This window comes from Phocaeicola coprophilus DSM 18228 = JCM 13818, assembly GCF_000157915.1.
GTDB classification, from domain to species: domain Bacteria; phylum Bacteroidota; class Bacteroidia; order Bacteroidales; family Bacteroidaceae; genus Phocaeicola; species Phocaeicola coprophilus.
Genome location: NZ_EQ973646.1, coordinates 263,583 through 289,039 on the forward strand (window position 1 = coordinate 263,583; position 25,457 = coordinate 289,039).

At 45.7% G+C, this 25,457-nt stretch carries 23 protein-coding genes; 19 read left to right on the forward strand and 4 right to left on the reverse strand.

Annotated features, from left to right (window positions below):
• The 4 genes from BACCOPRO_RS13100 to BACCOPRO_RS13115 all read right to left on the reverse strand — a co-directional run.
• Window positions 1-452 (reverse strand): histidine kinase (locus tag BACCOPRO_RS13100; protein ID WP_258460835.1); only part of this gene is annotated, 452 nt, incomplete at its 3' end.
• The gene (locus tag BACCOPRO_RS13105) at window positions 379-1,899 is read right to left on the reverse strand and encodes a TolC family protein (RefSeq protein WP_081446947.1); all 1,521 of its coding nucleotides are present in this window, start codon (window positions 1,897-1,899) and stop codon (window positions 379-381) included. The genes BACCOPRO_RS13100 and BACCOPRO_RS13105, both read right to left, overlap by 74 nt.
• A 64-nt stretch (window positions 1,900-1,963) precedes the next feature.
• On the reverse strand, window positions 1,964-4,990 hold the full coding sequence (locus BACCOPRO_RS13110; RefSeq protein WP_008144440.1) for an efflux RND transporter permease subunit: 3,027 nt from the start codon (window positions 4,988-4,990) through the stop codon (window positions 1,964-1,966).
• Window positions 4,991-4,998: 8 nt separating this feature from the next.
• Window positions 4,999-6,039: an efflux RND transporter periplasmic adaptor subunit gene (locus BACCOPRO_RS13115; protein ID WP_081446943.1), complete on the reverse strand. Its 1,041-nt coding sequence runs from the start codon at window positions 6,037-6,039 to the stop codon at window positions 4,999-5,001.
• A 359-nt stretch (window positions 6,040-6,398) separates the two neighbouring features.
• Here BACCOPRO_RS13115 and dnaK point away from each other — a divergent pair, with 359 nt between their 5' ends.
• The 19 genes from dnaK to BACCOPRO_RS18545 all read left to right on the forward strand — a co-directional run.
• Window positions 6,399-8,294, forward strand: a complete 1,896-nt coding sequence (dnaK, locus tag BACCOPRO_RS13120) for a molecular chaperone DnaK (protein ID WP_008144443.1) — start codon at window positions 6,399-6,401, stop codon at window positions 8,292-8,294.
• A gap of 201 nt (window positions 8,295-8,495) precedes the next feature.
• A complete protein-coding gene (locus BACCOPRO_RS13125) occupies window positions 8,496-9,062 on the forward strand; it encodes a helix-turn-helix domain-containing protein (protein ID WP_005812876.1) in 567 nt (188 codons plus the stop codon).
• A complete protein-coding gene (locus BACCOPRO_RS13130; protein ID WP_005812874.1) occupies window positions 9,059-10,306 on the forward strand; it encodes a site-specific integrase in 1,248 nt (415 codons plus the stop codon). The genes BACCOPRO_RS13125 and BACCOPRO_RS13130 overlap by 4 nt, the downstream gene beginning before the upstream one ends.
• A 410-nt stretch (window positions 10,307-10,716) precedes the next feature.
• On the forward strand, window positions 10,717-11,271 hold the full coding sequence (locus tag BACCOPRO_RS13135) for a hypothetical protein (protein WP_021935591.1): 555 nt from the start codon (window positions 10,717-10,719) through the stop codon (window positions 11,269-11,271).
• A 133-nt stretch (window positions 11,272-11,404) separates the two neighbouring features.
• The gene (locus BACCOPRO_RS13140; RefSeq protein WP_004320284.1) at window positions 11,405-11,773 is read left to right on the forward strand and encodes a helix-turn-helix domain-containing protein; all 369 of its coding nucleotides are present in this window, start codon (window positions 11,405-11,407) and stop codon (window positions 11,771-11,773) included.
• Between the two features lie 43 nt (window positions 11,774-11,816).
• Entirely contained in the window at window positions 11,817-12,158 is a 342-nt protein-coding gene (locus BACCOPRO_RS13145; protein ID WP_005812869.1) for a helix-turn-helix transcriptional regulator, read from the forward strand.
• Window positions 12,159-12,160: 2 nt separating this feature from the next.
• Complete coding sequence (locus BACCOPRO_RS13150; protein ID WP_005812867.1) at window positions 12,161-13,267, forward strand: AAA family ATPase; 1,107 nt, start codon at window positions 12,161-12,163, stop codon at window positions 13,265-13,267.
• Between the two features lie 200 nt (window positions 13,268-13,467).
• Window positions 13,468-14,367: a DUF8464 domain-containing protein gene (locus tag BACCOPRO_RS13155; protein WP_005812865.1), complete on the forward strand. Its 900-nt coding sequence runs from the start codon at window positions 13,468-13,470 to the stop codon at window positions 14,365-14,367.
• Window positions 14,368-14,523: 156 nt separating this feature from the next.
• Window positions 14,524-15,495: a hypothetical protein gene (locus BACCOPRO_RS13160; protein ID WP_005812863.1), complete on the forward strand. Its 972-nt coding sequence runs from the start codon at window positions 14,524-14,526 to the stop codon at window positions 15,493-15,495.
• Window positions 15,483-16,262, forward strand: coding sequence for a hypothetical protein (locus BACCOPRO_RS13165; RefSeq protein WP_005812861.1), 780 nt, complete (start codon window positions 15,483-15,485; stop codon window positions 16,260-16,262). Before BACCOPRO_RS13160 ends, BACCOPRO_RS13165 begins: the two co-directional genes overlap by 13 nt.
• On the forward strand, window positions 16,259-17,029 hold the full coding sequence (locus BACCOPRO_RS13170; RefSeq protein ID WP_007837351.1) for a metallophosphoesterase: 771 nt from the start codon (window positions 16,259-16,261) through the stop codon (window positions 17,027-17,029). Before BACCOPRO_RS13165 ends, BACCOPRO_RS13170 begins: the two co-directional genes overlap by 4 nt.
• Window positions 17,030-17,250: 221 nt before the next feature.
• Window positions 17,251-17,703 (forward strand): hypothetical protein, encoded by a 453-nt coding sequence (locus BACCOPRO_RS13175; protein WP_005812857.1) that lies wholly within the window; start codon window positions 17,251-17,253, stop codon window positions 17,701-17,703.
• A complete protein-coding gene (locus BACCOPRO_RS13180; protein WP_005812854.1) occupies window positions 17,700-18,032 on the forward strand; it encodes a DUF4134 domain-containing protein in 333 nt (110 codons plus the stop codon). The genes BACCOPRO_RS13175 and BACCOPRO_RS13180 overlap by 4 nt, the downstream gene beginning before the upstream one ends.
• 58 nt (window positions 18,033-18,090) lie before the next feature.
• Window positions 18,091-18,456, forward strand: a complete 366-nt coding sequence (locus tag BACCOPRO_RS13185; RefSeq protein ID WP_007837354.1) for a DUF4134 domain-containing protein — start codon at window positions 18,091-18,093, stop codon at window positions 18,454-18,456.
• 48 nt (window positions 18,457-18,504) lie between these two features.
• Window positions 18,505-18,804, forward strand: coding sequence for a DUF4133 domain-containing protein (locus BACCOPRO_RS13190; protein WP_008144445.1), 300 nt, complete (start codon window positions 18,505-18,507; stop codon window positions 18,802-18,804).
• A 122-nt stretch (window positions 18,805-18,926) separates the two neighbouring features.
• A complete protein-coding gene (locus BACCOPRO_RS13195) occupies window positions 18,927-21,632 on the forward strand; it encodes a TraG family conjugative transposon ATPase (protein WP_008021336.1) in 2,706 nt (901 codons plus the stop codon).
• 220 nt (window positions 21,633-21,852) lie between these two features.
• Window positions 21,853-24,393, forward strand: a complete 2,541-nt coding sequence (locus tag BACCOPRO_RS13200; protein ID WP_005816117.1) for a hypothetical protein — start codon at window positions 21,853-21,855, stop codon at window positions 24,391-24,393.
• A gap of 14 nt (window positions 24,394-24,407) precedes the next feature.
• Window positions 24,408-25,133, forward strand: coding sequence for a hypothetical protein (locus tag BACCOPRO_RS13205; RefSeq protein WP_005816118.1), 726 nt, complete (start codon window positions 24,408-24,410; stop codon window positions 25,131-25,133).
• Window positions 25,134-25,160: 27 nt separating this feature from the next.
• The coding region (locus BACCOPRO_RS18545; RefSeq protein ID WP_008144446.1) for a DUF5045 domain-containing protein at window positions 25,161-25,457 on the forward strand (297 nt) is incomplete at its 3' end.

Here is a 25,457-nt window from a genome sequence, read left to right on the forward strand (position 1 = left end):
TTATATTCTATTTCAGAAATAAGTGTATTCAGACTGTTGAACAGGAAATGAGGATTTAACTGGTTTTGTAAAGCCATATATCTGGCTTGTGCTGTTTTTTCTTCCAGCTCTTCTGCGCGTTTGTATAACTTTACCAGGTCTACATAAAAGCGGTTTAACATGAACTGCCCTACAATAATCAGTTCTACGAACCATACGGCAAGCATGACATACAGTCCTTTGTCTTTCAGAATGAAAGGATGAGGGGAGTCTATCAGCAATTTGGTAGAAATGAGCAGCAGATAGTTGGATATGAAAAGAATAATTGCAGCTGTTATTAATCCAACGGACAACATGCGGTGGTTTTTCAGAAAATACTGATAGTACATCATCAGCCTTTCATTGATGTATTTTACGCTGAGTCCTACTCCGTTGAACAATACCACAACGGCTGCAAAGGCTTGAAAAGTCATCAGCCGGTCTTGATACTGGGAGGGAATGTCGGCATAATATACCAGAAGGAAATAGGAGAAGCATCCTATTCCGGAGAATAAAAATACATCCCATAAATACCGCTTGATGTTTTTCAGTTTTCTTTTCATATGATATTATTATTGAGTTATGGTGTCTATTCGGCCGACCGCTCTGTCCAATCCGCTTTTTGCAATCTTGTGCATTTAGTTTAGATTGAATGTAGTTGACTTTGGCATCCTGGTGGTATAGCTGGGCATTTATCACTTCGACAATGGAAATATTACCTTCTTTATATTTGTCCATAGCCATTCTTTCATTGTCTGCAGCTTTTGACAGAGAGCTTTCGGTTAATTTTACTTTGTCTATGGCTTGTGAGTAGTTGTAAAAGGCTGTTTCTATCTCCAGACGGATGTTATCCGTTACTTTCTGATGATTCTCAACAGCAATGTTTACACTGTATTTGCCTGATTTTTTGGTATGCCTGCGCTTTCTCCACTCAAATATGGGTACAGATAATTTGGCATATACGGCATAATTGGGATCCAGATCAGACTTGAAGTCATAGCCCGGAGATGAATAGCTGCCGTCGATGCCGACTGACAGTTTAGGCAGATACTGTGCGTTGGCTATTTTGGATGCAGCTTTCTGAATATCAATTTTATGGCTGGCGATTTGCAGTTCCGGTCGGGTGGCCATTGCTGTGTTTAAAGTTTCGGAGTAGTCTTGTACATCCGTCAATGGCATAACGACGGAATCAGTTTCAATAAATTCATTGAAAGGAATTCCGGAGAAAGAATTCATTGACAAGCGTGCCACTTCGGCATCATTGCGCGATTGGATCAGACGGTATTCAGCATCATTGAGTTTTACTTCGGCCATGAGCAGGTCATTTCGGTCTGAATATTCTTCATCGACACGGTCTTTGACTACTTTGACCAAAGTGGATACTGATTCTTTCAATTCTTCAGCAACCGTAACCATTTCCTGGCGTGCCACTTTATTCCAGTAGTATACATCCGCATCGTAAATAATGTTGTTGGTGATACGTATTTGCTCATAATGTGACAATTCACTTTCTTTTTTAGCTTTATCGTATCCGGCTTTTATTGCACCTCCCGCATAAATGGGCTGTGCCAGAGTCAGTGATGCTCCATATTGGGAGTTCCGTCCCTGAAAACTTACCGGTTCATTAAGCGAAGGAATATCAACGGAAAGCTCTGCCGGATTGCCGGTATAGTTGAAATTGGCATTACCGGACAAAGAGGGAAGGAAATCAGCCCTGGCTAATTTCTCTTTTTCCTTTTGTATGGAAACGGCATATCCTGCAGCTTTTATGTCTTGATTGTATTCTTTCACTTTGGCACGATATTCTTGTAAAAAATTGCTCTGCTGTGCCTGGGTCTGGATAGAAATACCTGCCAGGCATAGGAAAATCCATTTGTTCATTCTCTGGATCGTTGGTAAAGTTAAGAAAAAGTTCCACATAAAATTCGATATAAAGCTATAGACATTATATTTTGTAAAAAATGGCATATAAGGCTGGGGTTACAAAGAGAGTAAGCAATGTCGCGAACGACAAACCGAATACAATCGTTGCTGCCATGCCGCCAAATACGACGTCAAATAAGAGAGGGATGCTTCCGAACACGGTTGTCAGGGCTGCCATCAATACCGGACGTACTCTGGAAACGGTAGCTTCGATGACAGTAGTGTAGGGGGCAACACCTGCCCGTCGCTGTACATTGACTTCATCCAGCAGGACAATTACATTTTTAATGATCATACCCAATAGTCCCAGCCAGCCGGCGATGCAAAAGAAACCAAACTGGAATCCGGTAAGCAACAGGCCGAATACCATTCCGATGAGTGATAACGGCAAAATAAGAAAGATAATAAGCGGTTGCCGGAAATTTCCGAAAAGCATGACCAGAATAACTGTCAGCATGATGATAGCCAGCGGGAAATATTTGGTCAAGGCCGCCATTGCTTCTTTCTGGTCTTTATATTGTGAATCCCAGAAGAAACTGTATCCTTCAGGAAGTTTGATGTTTTCAATTTCTTCCCGTATTTCGGAATGTACTTCTTTCATGGTATGTCCGCGTTTCACATCACATTGGGCAGCCATGGAAAGTTGGCGATTATATGTACGGACAAGCGGATATTCCCATGCCAGGTTGAGTCCGTCAGTTACCTGGCCAAGTGGTGCTGAGTTTGTTCCGTTCCATATTTGCAGATCTTCCAGCCCTTCTGTATTCCAGGAGGAATTCGTTTCAGTACGCAATAAGACAGGAACTTTCTTGTCGTTATCCCGATAAACTCCTATGGCTGTTCCATCGTTTACTGATTTCACGGCATTCATAATGTCACTGCGTCCGATGTTCAGCCTTCCTGCTTTTACCGGATCATAACCGGCCTTTATCATCATGGCCATGTTTCCCCATTCATTGCGTGCATTCAGCACTTTCGGGTTCTTGCGCATGATTCCAATAGCTATATTTGTCAGGGAGTCCAATACGGCAGGATCATCGCCGCAGAAACGGGCTTCAATCAAGGCCTGGGGGATGCTGTTTATTTCAAAGCTGTTGACGCGTATAAGTGCATCCTGAAATCTTTCGGGCAGTTCATGATATAATATTTCTTGTAACTCTCGTGATTTTTCAGGGCTTTCCGCTTCTATCAGACATTGAGCATAATTAGGTTGCGGACCGTAAGCAGCATTAGCCAGATAATATCTTGGTGGCGTTTGTCCGATATAAGTAGACACTTTTTTGATGCCATCGAAGGTTTGCAGAAACTCTGTCAGTTGTGCTGCCTGTCTTTCACTTTCTTCGATACGTGTTCCTTCCGGTAGCCACATGTCAATGGAGAAGTACTGCTTGTTTAATAATGGCATAAACTGTTGGGGAATATATTTGAATCCCCATCCTGCTATTGCCAGCAGTACAACCATGCATCCGATAACTGTATATCTTTTTTTAATTGTAAAGCTTAATGCCTTGCGGAAGAAGTCATATATACGGCCGCTGAACAATTCGTTTTTCAATTCTTCCGGTCGTGGGCGTCTTACAAATTCTTGAACGAAAAATACGTTTTGTGTGATGGCCAGAATCCAGCTGAGCAGCAGAGAAACGGCTATCACGATGAATAATGAAGAAAGGATTTCTCCTGTAATATGGGGTGAAAGATACACCGGCAGAAAGGTGAGGACTGCAATCAGAGTAGCTCCGAGGAGTGGCATGGCAGTGCTTGATACAGCATTTAGGATAGCTATGCGTTTTCTCATACCACGCTGCATGTTAACCAATGCTGCATCGTATACAACAATTGCATTATCCACCAGCATTCCCATGGCAATGATTATGGCAGCCAGTGACATTCGCTGCAGGGCAATACCTGTTGCCTGCATGTAGATCAAGGTCCCGAAAATGGAGAATATAAGTCCGCTGCCTATCAGAAAACCATTCTTAAATCCGATGAAGAATAGTAATACAGCTACTACGGTTAATACGGAAACGATCAGATTCATGATAAATCCATCGTTGGCTACGGCTGATTCATATCCTTGATCGTAGATAATATCCAGTTCGTATCCCTCGGGCATTTCTGCTTTCATCTTATTGATTTGTTGGGATACCAGCTTTGCCATTTCAACGACATTTCCATCGGAAACCGTAGATATGGCTATACCTACAGCTGGAATATTACCGATTCTCATCAGGTTTCTTGCAGGACGTGAGTAGCTTTCTTGAATGTCTGCTATCTCTCCCAAACGGAAATATTCGCCTTTGCGCGAAACAATTGTCAGATTTTCTATTTCTTCCAGATTGGTAAAACTTCCTGTTGTTTCTATTCGGAGACGGTTGGTTGAGGTTTCAATGGCTCCGGCATCAACAACTTTGTTTTGTCTTTCAAAAGCAGAAGAGATGTCACTCATCATCACACCACTTTGGGACAGTAATGACGGATTGACTGTAACTTCAATCGTTCGGTTCTGGATACCGAACAGTTCTACTTTGGCTACATCTTTTACATCTAATAATTCGTTTTTTATATCTTTGGCACAATCTTCCAGTTCACGGTATGTATGCGTTTCACTGCTTAGACTATAAAAAACTCCCAAGACGTCGCCAAAATCATCATTGACAACAGAAGGACCGGCTCCGGCTGGTAGTTTGTTTTGTACATCATTGACTTTTCGGCGGAGTTTATCCCAAAGTTGCTGCATATCTTTGGCACGAATTTCTTTCTTTACATATACGGTAATTTTAGAGAGTCCTGTCCGGTTTTCTGTTTTCAGATAATACAATTCTCCCAATGACTGGATTGCTTCTTCCAGAACATCGGTTACTTGTTGCTGTACTTCCATGGGTGAAGCACCCGGATAAGAAGTGGTGACGAGGGCCTGTTTGATGGTAAATGGTGCATCTTCGAGCTTTCCCATGTTGTTATATGCGAATATGCCTCCACCCAACATCAATATTAGCATCAGCCAGCTTAAGGCCTTGTTGGTCAGGAAAAATTTTGCTAAACTTTTCATTGGTTTCCTTATTCTTGAATAGTTATTTCTTGGTTTTCTGATAAGTAGGTAAGCCGTGTAACAGCAATTCTTTCTCCGGCAGAAAGTCCGGAAAGAATTTCTATCTGATTGTTTTTAATTAATTTCCCGGTTTTTACAGGTGTCTTGACAACCTGGTTCTGATCTGTAACTCTCCAGACAAAAGATCCTTCTTCATTGGTGTGACAGACAGCAGTTTGGGGGATAGCGACACTCTGGTGTAAAGATGAAGATGAGCTGGGAGTCGGGATTGATAGAGAGCCGGCCATCCCCCCTAATAAACTGTTGTCTGAGTTATTGATGATTGCAGTGAATAAATAAGAGATGTTATTGTCTGTTGCACTTTGTGTGACAAAAGTCTTTTCCGGAACAAACGTTTTTCCTTTCAGATTATTGAAGACAATATTGCAGGCGTCAGCAGATATCTTTCGGGCATTTACGGCCATATCTTCTGGTATGTAAGCTTCTATTTTGATTTGGGATAAATCAATGAATGACACAATCGGGTAAGAAGCTTTGACTTCCTGATAACGTTCAATATTGACATTTTGAATGTATCCGTCGAAAGGAGCATATAGCTTTGTATCTTTTAATTCATTGGCAGCAGTTTTAAAGTCTGCCTGGGCTTTCTCATAATCGGCCTTGGCTTTTTCGTAGTTGGTTCCTGATATATTACCTTTTTCATATAGATTTGAGATTCGTCTGTAGTCGGCTTCAGCCTGTTTGAAAACAGCTTCGGCGCGTTGTTTCCGAATCTGAAAGTCACGGTCATCAATGGCAGCAATCAAATCTCCTTTTCGGTAAAACTGTCCGCTTTGTGCTTCGAATGTATATATAGGGCCACCTACCCGGAAAGAGAGCTCCGTAGTCCTATAGGGTTGTGAAATGAATGAATAACTGCGTTCAGGAGATGCTTCCAGTTTTTCTGCATGGATAATTTTTACATTAGGGGCTTTTTCCTCTTTAGGAGACTGGTTGTTGCATGCTATGAGGCAATACGTACATGCAAAGAATAAAAGTACTTTTTTCATTTTGATCTTCTCTTGGATATTGTTTTTATTCTTTGCAAAAATAGATCGTGGCAAATAAGATTTCAATGATGCCGTTTCTTAACCGTTATATAGAGATTCCGAATTGTAGGAAACTATATCTGAACCGTAGATATGAAATACTATATATAAGAAATAGGTATAAATGGGATACTTTTAGGGCGTAATGTAAAAAATGGCGTATTTTTTCGCTGAATCTGTCAGATATTACTGACAAGATGTCTGTTGAACTTAAAAAATGAGGCTAATTTGTTTTGGCACGCCATTTGTTTAAATGAAGACGTAATGCTTCGGCATTGCAGAGTAAACTAGAATAAAAAATAATAAAAATAGATACAATTATGGGAAAGATTATTGGTATTGACTTAGGAACAACAAACTCTTGTGTTGCAGTATTCGAAGGTAACGAACCTGTGGTAATTGCCAACAGCGAAGGTAAACGTACAACTCCTTCTGTTGTAGGTTTCGTTGATGGCGGTGAGCGTAAGGTTGGTGATCCTGCAAAACGTCAGGCTATCACAAATCCGAAACGTACGGTATATTCTATCAAACGTTTCATGGGTGAAACTTATGATCAGGTTCAAAAAGAAATTTCACGTGTACCTTACTCTGTAGTAAGAGGTGATAACAATACTCCGCGTGTAGATATTGACGGACGTCTGTATACTCCACAGGAAATTTCAGCAATGATTCTTCAGAAAATGAAAAAGACTGCTGAAGATTATCTGGGACAGGAAGTTACAGAAGCTGTTATTACAGTTCCGGCATACTTCTCAGATTCACAGCGTCAGGCTACTAAGGAAGCTGGTCAGATTGCAGGTCTGGAAGTAAAACGTATTGTGAACGAACCGACTGCTGCTGCCTTGGCATATGGTGTAGACAAGTCTAACAAAGATATGAAGGTAGCTGTATTTGACCTTGGTGGTGGTACATTCGATATTTCTATCCTTGAATTTGGTGGTGGTGTATTCGAAGTATTGTCAACTAACGGTGATACTCACCTGGGTGGTGATGACTTCGATCAGGTAATCATCGACTGGTTGGTACAGGAATTCAAGAATGATGAAGGTGCAGATCTGACAACAGATCCGATGGCTATGCAGCGTTTGAAAGAAGCTGCTGAAAAAGCTAAGATCGAATTGTCTTCTTCAACTTCTACAGAAATCAACTTGCCGTACATCATGCCGGTAGCTGGTGTGCCTAAGCACTTGGTTAAGACTTTGACTCGTGCTAAATTCGAAGCTTTGGCTCACAACTTGATTCAGGCTTGTCTTGAACCTTGTAAGAAAGCGATGAATGATGCAGGTTTGAGCAACTCTGATATCGATGAAGTTATCCTGGTAGGTGGTTCTTCTCGTATACCGGCTGTTCAGAAACTGGTAGAAGATTTCTTCGGCAAAGTTCCTTCTAAGGGTGTAAATCCGGATGAAGTAGTAGCTGTAGGTGCTGCTGTTCAGGGTGCCGTTTTGACAGATGAAATCAAGGGTGTAGTTCTTTTGGACGTAACTCCGCTGTCAATGGGTATTGAAACCATGGGTGGTGTGCTGACAAAATTGATTGATGCCAACACTACTATTCCGTGCAAGAAGAGTGAAGTATTCTCTACTGCAGCTGATAACCAGACTGAAGTTACTATCCACGTTCTGCAGGGTGAACGTCCGATGGCTGCTCAGAACAAATCAATCGGTCAGTTCAATTTGACAGGTATTGCTCCGGCTCGTCGTGGTGTTCCTCAGATTGAAGTAACATTTGATATTGATGCAAACGGTATCCTGAAGGTTTCTGCTAAAGATAAAGCAACCGGTAAGGAACAGGCTATCCGTATCGAAGCTTCATCTGGCTTGAGCAAGGAAGAAATCGAACGTATGAAAGCTGAAGCTGAAGCAAATGCAGAAGCTGATAAGAAAGAAAAAGAACGTATTGATAAACTGAACCAGGCTGACAGCTTGATCTTCTCTACTGAAAACCAGCTGAAAGATCTGGGTGATAAGATTCCTGCTGACAAGAAAGCTCCTATCGAAGCTGCTCTTCAGAAACTGAAAGATGCCCATAAGGCTCAGGATTTGGCTGGTATTGATGCTGCAAGTGCAGAACTTCAGAGTGCATTCCAGGCAGCAAGTGCAGAAATGTATGCTCAGACAGGTGCTCAGGCTGGTCCTAATGCAGGTCAGGCAAATACTCAGAATGGCGGAAAGAATGACAATGTTCAGGATGCTGACTTTGAGGAAGTGAAATAAGCACATAGAGAAATAAGAATACAATATCAAATGGAAAGCGTGTAGCTCAATGAGTTACACGCTTTTCTTGTTTTTGGCCGTACACAATAATATTGCTATCTTTGCGTTATTATTATAAACATCTGTACCTTATTTGTACCTGTAAGAAAAAGTAGATATGATGAGAAGAATAGATATTAAGAACTACAAAATGAATGAATTATGGCAGTAGCAAAGTATAAGATAGTACGGAAATGTCCTGTGTGCGGAGAAGAGTTCTTCGCAAGGACTTTGGAGTCCTGGTATTGTTCACCCAAATGCTCCAAGGTGGCGTGGAAGCGTAAGCATGATGAAGAAAAACGCCAACTTGAACTGGACAAGATTGTAAGCAATATGCCCAAGTCTAAAGAGTATATCAGCATAACGGAAGCGTATGCTATGTTTGGTGCAAGCCGCTCAACCATTTATAGGCTCATCTACATGAAAAAGATTTCCTTCATTGAGCCAGAGAAAGGAATACGACTTGTATGCAAAGGAGAACTAATGAATCTGTTTCCGTTAAGACAGTCTCCGCTTGACACCAAGCCAAGGAAACCAGTTACCATGTACCGCATGGAACCAGAGGATTGCTATACAATAGGTGAGATTTCCAAGAAATTTCATCTGGATGACAGCACCGTGTATGCTCATATACGAAAATACTCAATACCGACCCGGCAAATCGGTAATTATGTGTATGCTCACAAGGAATCAATAGACAAACTTTATAAAGATATAAAACCATTATGAAAAGATTAGATTATACTAAAGTCTCCGTCAAATTAAAGAAAAGTGAGTGGAGAGATGAGTGGTTCATCTATCTTGAAGCTTATCCTGTTTATGAGACGGGAAATGACAAACCCAAACGAGTGCGTGAATATCTCAGGAGGTCTATTACTACCCCTATATGGGATAAACGACGAAGCGAGCGAGCCGTTGCTGGTAGAATAAAGTACAAGCCCAAGCGAGATGACAATGGCGTTATTCAGTGTAAATCCAAGCAAGATATGGAAACTTGCCTTTATGCGGATGGCGTTCGAGTCCTGCGTCAAAAAGAGTACGACAACATGGCTCTCTTTACTGACCAGCAAATGGAAATGGCAGAACAAAGCGAACGCTCAAAATGCAATGTTCTGGAGTATATTGAGAAGTTAATCAAAGAAAGAGAGGAAACTGCGTCAGAATCGATAGTTGTCAACTGGCGCAGATTGCACACACTGTTGTCAATGTTTGCCAAGTGTGACTACATACAGTTCTCGCAGATTGACATGAAGTATATTGAGGCATTCCGTTCCTTCTTGATAAAGGCACCGCAGGGTGGTTCTAAGAAAGGAACTATTTCAAGGAATACGGCATCGACGTACTTCTCTATCTTCAAGGCGGCACTCAAACAAGCTTTCGTGGATGGCTATCTGAATTGTGATATTGCTGCCAAGGCTAAAAATATCATGTTTCAGAGTGCTCGAAGAGAGTATCTGTCACTGGAAGAACTTAATATATTGGCAAAGACTCCGTGTGATGATATACTAAAACGGGCAGCCTTGTTCTCTGCACTGACAGGAATGCGACATAGCGATATTCAAAAGCTTAAATGGTCAGAGGTTGAAGAATACAATGGTGGGTACCGTCTCAATTTCACTCAGCAGAAGACTAAGGGCGTTGAATACATGCCTATATCGCCACAGGCATACAAGCTTTGCGGTGAGCGCAAGAAAGACGGAGAACTGTTGGTGTTTGCCGGACTGCCTGACCCTTCATGGATATCTAGGCCTTTGGAACGGTGGGTAAAAGCATCAGGGATTACCAAGCACATCACCTTTCATTGCTTCCGCCACACCTATGCAACGTTACAATTGGCTAACGGTACAGACATATATACCGTAAGCAAAATGTTAGGGCATACCAATGTAAAAACCACGCAAATCTACGCAAAAGTAATTGACAAGAAGAAAGATGAAGCTACAGAAGCTTTTAAGTTGGACATAGATGAATAGTGATTATCATTTGTAAGCACTTAGTATAGAAGACCACTTGTATCAATAAGTCCTTTATTGTACAGGTGGTTTTTAGTGCCTTTCATTTTCAACATTCTATGTAATGATGCTATTGTTTTGGCACTTTAACCTTTCGTGGAAACCAAACATTTATAACAATAAACAGATAAAAATGAAAAAAGACAGCCTTTTTTGGCTTCTCTCTTTTTGAAGAGAGCAAGCGTGTCCACAAACATGTGGAGTGTACAGAAGACTTCTACAGAGAACTGTATGAGTTGTTTGAGATCGCAAGAAGTTGGTATCTTCAAGCTGAAAAGAATCATATGAAGACAGAGTACTTCATAGAACTATTTGAGCGCAGTCACCAATATATTGACTGTGATTGTGCACGTTGTAAGAACTCGCGACAGATGGCAATTGGCATTATTGGTACTTTGTTTAGAGACTCTAAGTGTGTGTCAATAATCAAGAAAAAAGAAGATTATTCCAAGCAGGAACTTATTGAGTTGTTTCTTCAACATGTGGGTACTGGTCTGCCAATCCTTACCCGAAAGAAATCGTCCATCCTCACTTTGGGATGCCAATTGTCAGACAGACAGATGGATTTGTTGGTAGAACTTGTCCAAAGTCACGACATATTTGATTTTGCCGACAACAGTGATGTGCGTAGCGAGTTGTGTCGCCTATTCAAGTGCGACTTGGACGCATCTATCCGTGTAAAGAATGTACGTAATGTAGCCGTACTGTTTGACGCTATGGCTCAATACCATTTGATAAACAATAATTGGCAATATGTCATGGGAGAAGGTCGCTTCTTAACCAGTATCAAAAAGGATGGAACAGAGAAATTCATAACTTCAAGTTGTCTTTCCTCTTCTCTTTCAAGGATAAGAAGAAACGTTTCCATGACAGCAAGTCAATATGCCATCTGCAAATCCATCGAACAGATATTAAGAGAGGAATAAATCACAATAATTCTGCTAAATGAAAGTAAAAACGTGATAGTTTGGTTGATACTGCCTTACTATCACGTTACTTTTTCTATTTAGTGACAGTCTCCCCATAACTTTGCATCAAAAATCATAAAAAATAATTAGCATGGAAGAAAATAGTATAAGATTTGAAGATATTCCCAACGCTATAACGGGGGTACTGAAAAAGCTGTCATCATTAGAAGACAAGATTGATGGTATATATGAACTTGTTCAATCAGAAAAAGAAGAAACATGGTTTACGGTTGCTGAATTATGTGCTTATCTCCCAACACATCCGGTAGAGCATACCATATATTGCTGGACAAGCAATCGGGAAATACCGTTTCACAAGAGAGGCAAACGCATCATGTTCCTCAAATCTGAGATAGATGAATGGCTTCAAGGAACCAAGGGCAAATCGAAGAACGAGATTCAAAGAGAAGCAGAGGAATATGTACTATCTACACAAAGAAAGAATAGACGGCTAATATAACCGTGCTACTGTCTGTAAACAATTTAATTAAGGTACGTGACACATGAATGAAAGACATTTTAGACTCTATGAGCGAATTGTCGCAATAGAAGACAGTTTGGAGGCTTTGGGACCTATTGACAAACTAATAGAGCGAATCGAGGAATTGGAGAAGATGGTCAAGCAGACCAAAACCGTCTTGGGGTTTGACGAAGCATGTAAGTATATTGGTGTTTCTGAAAGCCTGCTATACAAACTTACAGCCGCAAAAGAAGTTCCACACTATAAGCCAAGGGGAAAAATGCTGTATTTTAATAGAGAAGAAATCGACAAGTGGCTGCTCCAAAACAAACAAGAGGTCATTGGAATGGTAACGAAAATAGAAATTGATAATCCGAAAGAATGAAAATGGAAGAAAATAACAAACATGTACAGCCTAACTCAAAAGAGGAAGGAGTACAGCGTCTCAATCGCATATTGAGCGAATCGTTGATAAAGGCAACAGATACTTATAAAACACCTCCTCAGATTATATGGGTTGATAATTCCAGCATAGCCACATTGGGCAACTTCAGTGCTTCTACTGGTAAGGCAAAGGCGAAAAAGACCTTCAACGTGTCTGCCTTGGTAGCCGCTTCCCTCGCCAACGGCAAGGTACTGAACTATCGCGCCAGTCTGCCAGAGGGGAAACGCAAGATACTGTATGTAGATACGGAGCAGAGCCGCTATCACTGCCATAATGTGCTGGAGCGCATCCTGAAGCTCGCTGGTCTACCTACAAGCATCGACAACGAGAACCTTGACTTTATCTGTCTGAGAGAGTACACGCCCTCCGTCAGGATAGAGGTCATAGACTATGCGCTTGCCCAAGACCAAAGCTATGGACTGGTCATCATCGACGGAATCAGAGACCTGCTTCTCGACATCAACAATGCGGGAGAATCGGTCGAGGTCATCAACAAGATGATGGAATGGTCATCAAAGTATGACCTGCACATCCATTGCGTATTGCATCAGAACAAGGGCGACAATAACGTGCGCGGGCATATCGGTACGGAGATGAACAACAAGGCAGAGACGGTGCTTGTCATCACCAAGAGCACCACCAATCCCGACATCAGCGAGGTGAAGGCGATGCACATCCGTGAGAAGGAGTTCAAGCCGTTTGCCTTTACAGTCAATGAGGAAGGGTTGCCAGAGATTGTCGAGCACACGCCGGAGAAGGAAGAAGGTGACAAGCAACCGTCAAGGTTTACTTACCAAGACTTGACATCCGAACAGCATAACGAGGCGCTGACGGCTGCATTCAAGGAGAAACCTATCAAAGGATTCGATCGCATGGTGGAGGAATTAACGCAAGCCTATGCAGACATTGGCTTTAAGCGTGGCAGAAGCGTCATCATCAAAATGCTGAAATACCTGATTAACGAGCAAAAGCTCATAGTGAAGCGGGATAATCATTACTATTTCGGATATACACCTGCCGAGATTGACCTGTTCCATGAAGAGGAATAAAAACAGTTCAGAAACCAGTTTAGTTTACGTCCGTACCTATATATAAGAAATAAGGCCAAAGTAAACCGAAATCGGAGGCTGAATTGGGAAGCGGAAAAGTAGTTTAGCAAATGGTTTAGTTTACGGGTGTGCCTATATAGGAGAAAGGGTAAAGTAAACTGTTTCCATGGACAAAGTAAAACCGAACAAATGAAAGTACAATGAATATTGAACAATCGAAGAAACTGAGCATTATAGACTTCTTAGACAAGGAGAATGTAACGCTGAAAAAGAAGAAGGGCAATGCCTACTGGTATCTGTCACCCTTCAGGGACGAGAAGACCGCATCGTTCAAGGTCAGCAAGAAGGAGAACCTGTGGTACGACTACGCCATTAAGGAGGGCGGTGACCTTGTGGAGCTGGTAAAGCGTATGTATAACAAACAATCCGTTTCCGATGCCCTTGCCTACCTTGCGTCCAAGAGTATTGCCACTGTGGATAAGGCAATCGAGACCGCTATCGCAGCCAAGGAATACACGACAACCAAGATGAACGATGTGAAGCTGCTCCCACTGAGCAACCATTCTCTGCTGTCCTATTTCAGTAGCCGACGGATAGACATCACCATTGGCAGGATGTATTGCAGGGAGATACACTACAAGGTTGAGCAAAAACATTACTATGGCATTGCCTTTGGCAATCTGAGTGAAGGACATGAGGTGCGCAATCCCTATTTCAAGGGCTGCATCGGGCATAAGGACATCACCCTGCTTGCCCATACGTTCAACGAGTGGCAAAACGGTTGTCTGGTCTTTGAGGGCTTCATGGACTTCCTTGCTTATATGACCCTCGTTAAACAGCAAGACCGATGGTTTGTCGTTGAAAGCCCTTGCGACTATATGATACTGAACTCAGTCGCCAACCTCAAACAGGCATTGCATTACCTTGACCGTTACACCCACATCCATTGCTTCCTCGACAACGACCAGGCAGGACGCAAGACGGTTGAGAGCATCAGCAATGTATTCGAGTACAGGGTGACGGACGAGTCCTTCAGATATGCCGACTACAAGGATGTCAACGACTATCTGATGAGGAAGAAACGAACGGCATCTGAATGACATTATAAAGACGAAAACACCATCATTTGATGCAAAAATGGCTCAAATGCATTGAAATTACATATCAAATCTGCACTTTTTCGCCCAAACATGCTTGATTCTCAATTATTATCCTTATTTTTGCATCGTTTTAATACATTATTAAAATGTAGCAGAATGGAATTAAAAAAAGAAATAAGGATATTGGGCAGACGCTTTGAGGTGGAACCTCGTGCCAAGGAAAGCCTGAAAGGCATCACGGTTGGCGAGAAACTCTCATACCGTTTCTATGATGGCACATACCAAGGCACGCCCCTGCTGTTCGTTGAGCCCAAGAAGGGCAATCCCTCTCCACGGACTTGCGCCATCACGGGCAAGCGGTTGACCGAAGCCCTGGGACTGCCTGCGGTGTTTATCCTTGCGCCCGGACCCACCTACGAGCGACACAGACTGGCAGACAAAGGAGTCTTCTTTGTCATGTCCGAGGAATATGCCCATCTGCCAGGCATCATAGCATTGGAGAAGACAAGCAACAGGAAGATTGCCGAAGTATTGACCCCTGTGGCGCAATACATACTACTCTATCACCTACAGGTGGGCAGTATTGAAGGAATGTCGCCAAGGGATATTGCACCGTTGCTTCCATATTCTTACGAAAGCGTCACGTTGGGTGTCACCTGTCTTGAAGATGTAGGACTGTGTCAAAAGATTCAGAACGGACAGCGCAGCAAGGTGGTACACTTCGAGTTGAAGGGCAAGGAACTGTGGGACAAGGCTCAGAACGTCTTGCTGTCACCTGTGGAGAACCGCATCTTTTGCGATGACATACGCTTGGATGCGGAATACCCCGTATGCGGCATCAATGCCCTGGCACATTATTCCATGCTTAATCGTGACCGGGAAGAGATGATAATGATGACAAGCAAGGAATATCGTGCCGTCAAGTCGGCTGATGTCATGGAGAATCCCAACATCTATGACGGCAACTATATCATAGAGGTATGGAAATACCCTGTTGTCAGCAAAATGGGCGACAAAAGCCAGTGGGTTGATCGCCTTTCCCTTGTCCTTTCGTTGAGAGATGATGATGATCCGAGAGTAGAAAAAGAAGTAGAACGAATAATCAGTGAACAGAAATGGAAGGATTAGTCAAGTTCCGTGAAGCATTTGCGGAATACTCAGAAAACTATGTGGTGATAGGCGGAGCAGCCTGTGACATCACCATGACCAATACCGTGGTGCGTCCACGCGCCACACACGACATCGACATGATAGTCATCGTAGAGAACATGACCGAGGCTTTCGCCAATCGCTTCTGGCAGTTTGTGCGGGAGGCTGGCTATCGACCTGAAAAGAGGAAACAGGAGGCTGGTGAGCCACCAAGGTATGAAATGTATCGTTTCCTTGATGGTAAAGACGGCTATCCCGAGATGATAGAACTGCTGTCACGCCACCCCGACGTGCTTGGAGAGCCAAAGGGATTTGTCATAGAACCTATCCCGACCGATGAAGATGTGTCGAGTCTTAGTGCCATCATCATGGACGATGATTACTATCACTTTACTATCGCACACAGCCAACTGACTGATGGCATACGCCATGCCAATTCCGCTGCCTTGATAGCACTGAAGGCAAGAGCCTACCTAAATCTCATGGCAGACAAGCGGGACGGCAAGCATGTGAACACCAAAGACATCAAGAAGCACCGTTCGGACATCCTGAAAAATGTGGTCATAATGACTGAGGACAACATTGAGGCTCCTGCTTCAATAGTGGCATGTATAAGGGAGTTTGTCGCCTCCATCAGAGCCGACTGGTCAACTCTCGCAGAACCATTGTCAAAGTCACTCGGTCAAGACGAGGCATTTGTGACCGGACTGTTAGATCAACTGGATGAATTGTTTATAGAAGCATGACCAATATGAAGATACAATACGCATCCGACCTGCATCTGGAGTTTGCCGACAATTGGCGGTATCTGAAAGCCCACCCCTTGGAGGTGACGGGCGACATACTGCTGCTTGCCGGCGACATCGGCTATCTCGGCGATGACAACTACTCCAAGCATCCCTTTTGGGACTGGGCATCGGAGAACTACAAGGAGGTGCATTGCTGCATGGGCAACCATGAGTTCTACAAATATTATGATGTGGCGACACTGCCCGACGGCTATCTCTTGGAGGTACGTCCCAATGTATTCAGCCACTACAACGGTATTGCGAGGATTGGCGACACCGACATCATCCTCTCCACCCTTTGGTCGAGGATTCCTTTGGAGGACGCTTACTTCACCGAGCAAGTGATAAGCGACTTCCGCCGTATATTATATAAAGGTGAGCTGATGACCCATGCCCAATTCAATGCTGAGCATGAACGTTGCCTCACCTTTATCAAGGATGCAGTGGCATATTCGCAAGCAGCCCATAAGATTGTTGTCACCCATCATGTACCATCGTTCCGTATGCTCCACCCAAAGTTTCAAGGCAGCAAGGCAAACGTGGCGTTCACCGTAGAGTTGGAGGACTATATCACCGATAGCGGCATAGACTATTGGATATACGGACATTCGCACACCAACATCGATGCCAGGATAGGCAACACCCAATGCTTGTCCAACCAGTTGGGCTATGTTTTCTCTAACGAACATCAGGACTTCTCCCATGGCAAGTACCTGACCATATAGTCATCCACATTTTTTTCATCCACCCTCTTTACAAGCTCTTCCCTATCGGAAGGGCTTTTTTTGTGCCTTTCGAGTTTGATTTTTGAGTATGATTGCGAGTGTAATCAAAATTAGAGTTAAGATTTGGCTCCGCGGAAAGTCATTTCGGTTTAAGATTGAAGAAAAGGTAGTTCCTTTGCATCGGCAATAAGCCAAACCATAGTAAAATCAAACTTGAAAATATGAAGTCATTTGTAATATTCGCCATTGTCGTGACCATAATCTATGTCATCTACTATACGGTCATCATCGTGCAGGATCTGTACGGAAAGCCCAAGGACGAGAAGTCACAGGGCGAGTCGTTTGATGTCAGTGACATGACCGACGAGGAAGAGTCGATAGCGGTCAGCGAGAGCGACGGTGGTTTCAGCGTAGGCGACAACCAATATGAGACAGCCTACGAGGAGAAGCAGCTTGCAGAGCCTACAGAGGAGGCAGCCGCCACTGCGGAAGAGAGCAAGCCTCATGTGCTTGAAAAGATACAAAGCGCAATCGAGAAGAAGATGGAGGAAGTGAATACCACCTATTCCGACCCCATGTATTCGGAAGAATTGAACAACACCATCATCGCCCGCGGTCTTCGTCACAATGGACGTGACATGGTCAAGGTGGAATCACTCAATAATGAGATATGATGTCAAAAACAAGAAGTGCATTTCTATCATTATATGCCGCTTTAACCCCAGCTCTGGCCAGTGCTAAGTGTGGCAACGTGGACTACAGCTGGGGAGCGGACGCACTTGCGAGTGCCCATGACTATGCCGTGACGATGATGCTCTATATCGTTTATCTGTGCTATGCAGTGGCGGGCATCGTGGTCATAGTCAGCGCCTTGCAGATATATATAAAGATGAATACGGGCGAAGAAGGAGTGAAGAAGAACATCATGATGCTGGTGGGAGCCTGCCTGTTCCTCATAGGAGCGACCATCGTCTTCCCCGCTTTCTTCGGTTATCAGATTTGAGATACAGGTGATACGAGATAAGATAACTCAAAGTGTAACAAATTAAAAGGTAAAAAGAATGTTTGAAAGGATTAACAAGAAGGTGAAGGGATTCTTCTCTTCACAGCGCATGAAAACGCTCGCCCTGATGTTGCTTGTCGGCACCACCGCAGCAATGGCACAGAACGCAGCCGGCGACTACTCGGCAGGAACGACCGCGCTTACCACAGTGACGGAGGAGATTGCCAAGTATGTACCTATCGTGGTGAAGCTCTGCTATGCCATTGCAGGTGTCGTTGCAATTGTCGGAGCCATAAGCGTTTACATCGCCATGAACAACGAGGAACAGGACGTGAAAAAGAAGATCATGATGGTCGTCGGCGCATGTATTTTCCTCATTGCAGCAGCCCAGGCACTGCCTCTGTTCTTCGGCATTGGAGGTTAAACGCAGCGTGAGATTGTGAGTATGTAGAACGTTAAAACACTGACAGTTATGGCAGATATAAAGCAAGAGCGTTTTCCGGATTATCCCATTTTCAAGGGACTGCAACGTCCATTGGAGTTCTTCGGGTTGCAGGGACGCTACATCTACTGGGCGGCAGCCACCGCAGGAGGAGCCGTTGCGGGTTTCATCCTCGGCTACTGCATCTTCGGTTTCGTGGCAGGACTCGTGCTGCTAGTCCTCGCCGTAGCTGTCGGTGGCGTTCTCATCGTCATGAAGCAGCGCAAGGGCTTGCACAGCAAGAAGAGTGACAACGGCATATTCATCTATGCCTATTCAAAGAAAGTGTAAAACAAAAAAGAGAATCCATTATGTCCAAGTGGAAAGCTATCAATGATTGTAAGTGAATGGAGGTGGGGGCATCACGCATGAGGGTGCGCCCGCCTTTTTGCGATTAAAAAAGAAAAAGAACAATGACCCTATACATCATACTCATATTCTCAGCCATCTGCGTGGGCATGGCCATCAGTGTCAAGGCATTCGGCACGGGAGGGAAGCGCAAGCGCATCTTCCAGGACATCTACTTCTCCATCGAGGAAGTGGATGGCATCGGCGTGCTCTATACCAAGACGGGCGAATACTCCGCTGTTCTGAAGATGGAGAACCCTGTGCAGAAGTATTCCGCCAACATCGAGGCCTACTATGAGTTCACCCACCTCTTCGCCGCCCTTGCCCAGACCTTGGGCGAAGGCTATGCGCTGCACAAGCAGGACGTGTTTGTGAGGAAGGCATTCAAGGAAGAGAACGGTGGAAATCATGAGTTCCTGAGCGAGAGTTACTTCCGCTATTTCAACGGCAGACCCTTTACCGACAGCGTCTGCTACCTCACCATCACACAGGAGAACAAGAAGAGCCGTCTGATGTCGTTCGACAACAAGAAATGGCGTGACTTCTTGGTGAAGATACGCAAGGTGCACGACCAGCTGAGGGATGCCGGCGTGAAGTCCCGATTCCTCGGCAAAACGGAAGCCTGCGAGTATGTGGACCGTTTCTTCTCCATGAACTTCCGTGACAAGGTGGTGTCGATGACCAACTTCAAGGTCGATGACGAGACCATCGGCATGGGGGACCGTAGCTGCAAGGTGTATAGCCTTGTGGATGTGGATTATGCCAACTTGCCGTCGGTCATCCGTCCCTACGCAAATATCGAGGTGAACAACACCAGTATGCCCGTTGATCTCGTGAGCATCGTCGATAGCGTGCCCGGAGCCGACTGCGTGGTGTTCAACCAGATGGTGTTCGTGCCCAACCAGAAGCGTGAGCTTGCCCTACTCGACAAGAAGAAAAACCGCCATGCCTCCATGCCCAACCCCAGCAACCTGATGGCTGTAGAGGACATCAAGCGTGTGCAGGAGGTGATAGCCCGTGAGAGCAAGCAGCTCGTCTATACCCACTACAACCTCGTGGTGGCAGTGAGCGGCGACACCGACATACAGAAATGCACCAACCATCTCGAAAACTCCTTCTCGCGCATGGGCATCCACATCAGCAAGCGGGCCTACAACCAGTTGGAGCTGTTCGTCAACTCTTTCCCCGGCAACTGCTATGGCATGAATGCCGACTACGACCGATTCCTCACCCTCGGCGATGCCGCCACCTGTCTGATGTACAAGGAGCGCATCGTGCATAATGAGGACACCCCGCTGAAGATATACTATACCGACCGCCAAGGTGTGCCCGTAGCCATCGACATCACAGGAAAGGAGGGAAAGGAGAAGCTGACCGACAACTCGAACTTTTTTTGTTTGGGTCCTTCGGGCAGCGGCAAGTCGTTCCACATGAACAGCGTGGTGCGTCAGTTGTGGGAGCAGAACACCGACATCGTCATGGTCGATACGGGTAACTCGTATGAGGGACTCTGCGAGTATGTGGGCGGCAAGTACATCGCCTATACGGAGGACAAGCCCATCACCATGAACCCCTTCAACATCAGCAAGCGGGAGCTGAACATTGAGAAGATAGACTTCCTGAAGAACCTGATACTGCTGATATGGAAAGGCTCGGAGACGCAGATACCCGAACTGGAGTTCCGTGTCGTGGAGCAGTTGGTGACGGAGTATTACGATTTCTATTTCAACGGTGTGCAGCCCTATCCTTCCTCACAGAAGGAGACACTGAGAAAAAACCTCTCCACCATGGAGAAGCGGCGCGGCACGGAGCTGACGCAGATACACGACAAGGTGGAGAAACTCATCAAGGGACTGGAGGAACGGCGCATGGCATTGAGCGTGAAGACCCTCTCCTTCGACTCATTCTATGAGTTCGCCTGTGAGCGTCTCGACCAGATCTGCATCGAGAACAACATCACCACCATCGACTGCGACAACTTCGCCTATATGCTCCAAAACTTCTACCGTGGCGGCAAGTACGACAAGATTCTCAACGAGAACGTGGATAGCACCTTGTTCGACGAGACCTTCATCGTCTTCGAGGTGGATGCCATCAAGGAGAACAAGCAGCTCTTCCCCATCGTGACGCTCATCATCATGGACGTGTTCCTGCAGAAGATGCGCCTGAAGAAGAACCGCAAGTGCCTTGTCATCGAGGAGGCATGGAAAGCCATCGCCTCGCCGCTGATGGCCGAGTACATCAAGTACCTATACAAGACAGCCCGAAAGTTCTGGGCGAGCGTGGGCGTAGTGACACAGGAGATACAGGACATCATCGGCAGTCCCATCGTGAAGGAAGCCATCATCAACAACTCCGACGTGGTGATGCTGCTCGACCAAAGCAAATTTCGTGAGCGATTCGACGAGATCAAGGCGATATTAGGATTGACGGATGTGGATTGCAAGAAGATATTCACTGTCAACCGCTTGGATAACAAGGAGGGAAGAAGTTTCTTCCGTGAGGTGTTTATCCGACGTGGATCGACGAGCGGAGTGTATGGTGTGGAGGAGCCGCACGAGTGCTATATGACCTACACCACCGAGCGAGCTGAGAAGGAGGCATTGAAACTCTATAAGCATGAACTGAAGTGCAGACATCAGGAGGCTATCGAGCGGTATTGCAGAGATTGGGATGCCAGTGGCATCGGGAAGTCGTTGGCATTTGCGCAGAAGGTCAATGAGGCGGGGCATGTGCTCAATTTGACGGACGATGGAGCCACTCGCCGCTGACACGGCGAGCACGGGGGCTGATTGATGGAAACGGAAATCCCGGAATAGACGTAAAGCCCAGATGCCCGAAAGCAAAACTTTCGGGAACGGTGGCTGGGTAGTATTTACGATTAGTAGTAAATACGATTAGTAGTGAATACTACCAATAGTAAATACTACAAGTAGTAAAGTAGTGGAATAGTAGAAACTGAAAGTAGTAAAAACGTAAAGTAGTGAAGCAATGAGACGTTTATACCTTATTATAATATATATGTGTCTTACACTTGTCGTGGGAAGGGTTCATGCGCAGTATTACAGCGTGAACTACGACAAGCAGATCGTTGCCGCCATGGCTGCCGCATTCGGTGCTGGAGCTATGGCAGAGAGCTATTATAACGAGCAGGTGGGCGAAATCTTGAAGCACTACAATGCCGCAGAGGTTGCCACTGCCGGCATCTTCGCTGCCAAGTTCTTGGAGCGCAAGGCATTCACCGACCTCGGCATTTGGAGCAGTAGCACGGAGAACTACTATTACCGCCGCATCCACAATATGGTGGCGAACAAGATTATGCCCAAGATATGGACGGTGGCAGGAATGATGCTGAAAAGTCCGCAGACCGCCCTCTACTGGGGCAGTTACCTGATGAAGATATGCGCCGACACAAAGTCGCTGTGTATGCAGTTTGAGAGTGTCGTGACCAACAGTAGCTTGACCTTTGCCGACATTCAGTTCTTGGAAATCAACCAAGAGATAGCCGCCATCCTCAAACTCTCGGAGATAGGCAATGTAGATTGGCAGCAGCTGTTGGATGACATCGCCAGTGTGCCCGGCAACTTCACCGTGGAGAACCTCACCGCCGACATCGAGACGCTTTACAATATGGGAGCATCGTTGGCGACGGCAGGTATCAACGGGGCATCAGGCGCACTCTTGCAGCAGAGTGCCTTCAACGACCTTTTCAATGGCAAGGTGAGTAAAATCATCGACATCTATGACAACTACCATGACCTCTATGAACAGGCAGAGAACGGCATCGGCAGCACACTCCTTAGTCTGGTGGGTGGCGAGGACAACGTGGCAGCCCTCTTCGACCTCTCCAACTACAACATCACCTCGTGGATGACAGACTATCTGAGCGAGACGCAGGGCAACTACTATACACAGCGTTGGTACATTGCCCGACGAGACCAAGGCAGCGTAAGCCTCTGTGACTACTATCCGCCGACCGATGACAACAGTATTCTGAACGGTGACCATTGGTATCGTATCAACACCTCCGACCCCAACTTCTACCCTAACAGCACGCAGCGAGAGCAGATACTGGCCAACTCGGAGAACCATGCCGGATGGAGCCGCAGCCGTGTGCAGCAGCTCAACGCCCAGAGCGACGGCTTCACCTATACGATGAACTATTGGATGTCGTCGTACATCATCAGCCGTGGCGGCAAGCAGACCAAGAAGGCCTACGCCTACGAGATACACGTTACCAAGAGCTGGAACAACGTGGAAGAGGTGTATGAGGATGTCTTCGACTCCTACAGCATGGACTTGAATACCTTCAAGCGTCAGTTGCAGGCACGTCTCTCGGAGTATAACGACAACGAGGAGGGCTATGTCTATTACATCGGCAGTGACGCACGCCGTTACTATCAAGCCACCGATGCCGCCAAACTGAAGGGCGTGGAGAGCGTGACCATCAGCGTCACCTGTTCGGACGGTGTCACCCTCGGACAGGGCAGCACGCAGTACAAGTGCCGTGAGTGCGGCGGTTCGCTCAATGCCCACAGCAAGGAATGCGCCATGAGGACAAGCGTATCAGAAAATAATCTCGACCTATCGGAACTGGACGAGAAGGAACGTGAGGCGAATAGCAAGATAGCCCTGTTGGAGGCGCAGATAAGCCAGTTGGAGACAGAGAACAGGAACCTGCTCACGCAGATAGCCAATGCCTCTGTGGAGGAAGCCCCTGCCTTGCGGCAGCAACATAATGTCAACAAGACGAAGATAGACAACCTGAAGAAGGAATTGGCGACATGGCAGCAGCAGTTGGCAGACATACAGAATGCCAAGAGCGAGGCGGCTAACGACAATGCCACCTCCACCGATGACTACTACCGCATCCCTGCCATCATGCAGGATGTGAAGTCAGCCTACAATCTCACGTGGCAAGGTGCCGGTTCGTGGAACGGCTACACCTACGTCCGAACTGCCACCATGCCCAACATCAACGGCATTATCACCTTCAAGGCGACACTGTCCATTGCAAGGAAGCCCAAGTACTTCCTTGGCATCAAGATACACCGTGCGATACTGCAAATATCGTGGGAGCTGACCTCGGAATACACCGACACACAGGTGGTGGATGTGCTGACCCTTGACCCGAATGCCTCTGACGAGGAGAAGACGAGGCAGGTGAACAGCCGTATCTCGGAGATAGCCCAGGAGTTCCCGTCGTGCAGCATCACCACAGAATATGCCAAGAGCGAGGCAACCCAGACCGCCGACAATGACGATGTAATACACCTGCTCTGGTCGAGCGACCGTCTGGAGATAGCCCGTGAAGTAGATAGCCGTATCACCAAGATTTACGCCGACTTGGTATCATTAGAAAAAATGATGCACTACAAGCGCAGCATCATTGACGTGCTGAAGGACATTCTTCCTTCAATCGACGCAGACCAAGGTCGCAGAAGGACACTCATTGAAGAGTGCTACGAGCGATGGAGAGAGAATGCAGACCCTAACAGAGGGAATGGTGAAGATAACGAGAACGAAAACTGAGGGAGGAACGGAGAATGAGACATACCATCATCATAGCTCTCCTGCTGATTACCCTCTTCCCCAATACAGCCTTGGCGCAATGGGGATTCGATGCGGTATCGGTGGAAGCATACATCAACGACCACAAGAAGCAGCGCAGCCTCTTGCTGGCACGCAGCACTTTGGAGTACAGCAATCAACTGCTGCATGAATACAGCAGTGAAGAGGTGGGCAAATACAAGGAACTGAATGTGGATTTGGACAAATACACCCGGGCCTTCGACATCATCGATGTGATGTACCAGTCGTTGCGCACGGTGCTGAACGTGAAGAGCACCTACCAGACGGTGAGCGACCGCATCAGTGACTACAAGAACCTGTTGGAGGACTTCAATGATAAGGTCATCAAGCGGAAACACATCGAACTGGCTGACACGATGCTCATCAGCATCAACAAGAAAGCCATCGACAACATATACAACGAAGGAAGCCAACTCTACCATAGCGTCAACGACCTCGTGTTGTATGCCACAGGAGCGGCAGCCTGTTCAACTTCCGACCTGCTGATGGTGTTGGACAATATCAACAATTCGTTGGACCTGATAGAAAAACATCTGAACCAAGCCTACTTCCAGACATGGCGGTATGTGCAGCTGCGCATGGGCTATTGGAAGGAGAAGGTGTATCGGACGAGGACGAAGGAAGAGATACTGGAAGATGCCTTCAGCCGATGGAAAGTGGCAGGAAAACTTGACTATTGACGGATTGTAAACAAAAGAAGAACGGACATGAAGAAGACAATGATACTCATCATGGCGGTAGCAACCACCATCAAAGCCACAGCCCAGAGCGTGACCTACAACCACGACTCCTCCAAGCAGAACCAGATAACGGTGATGGAGACAGGTGGCGGTTCTCTCACCCCTGAGTTCTATTATTGGCTGTTACATAACAACTATAAGAAGACAGCGGCAGAGAAGAACAAGTTAGGTTTCCGCACTCTTGCCGGCATCAACCTCTACAACCAAGTAGATGATGCGGAGAAGATAGACTCTGCCCTCACCAAGCGTGCTGAGGTGGAAGCC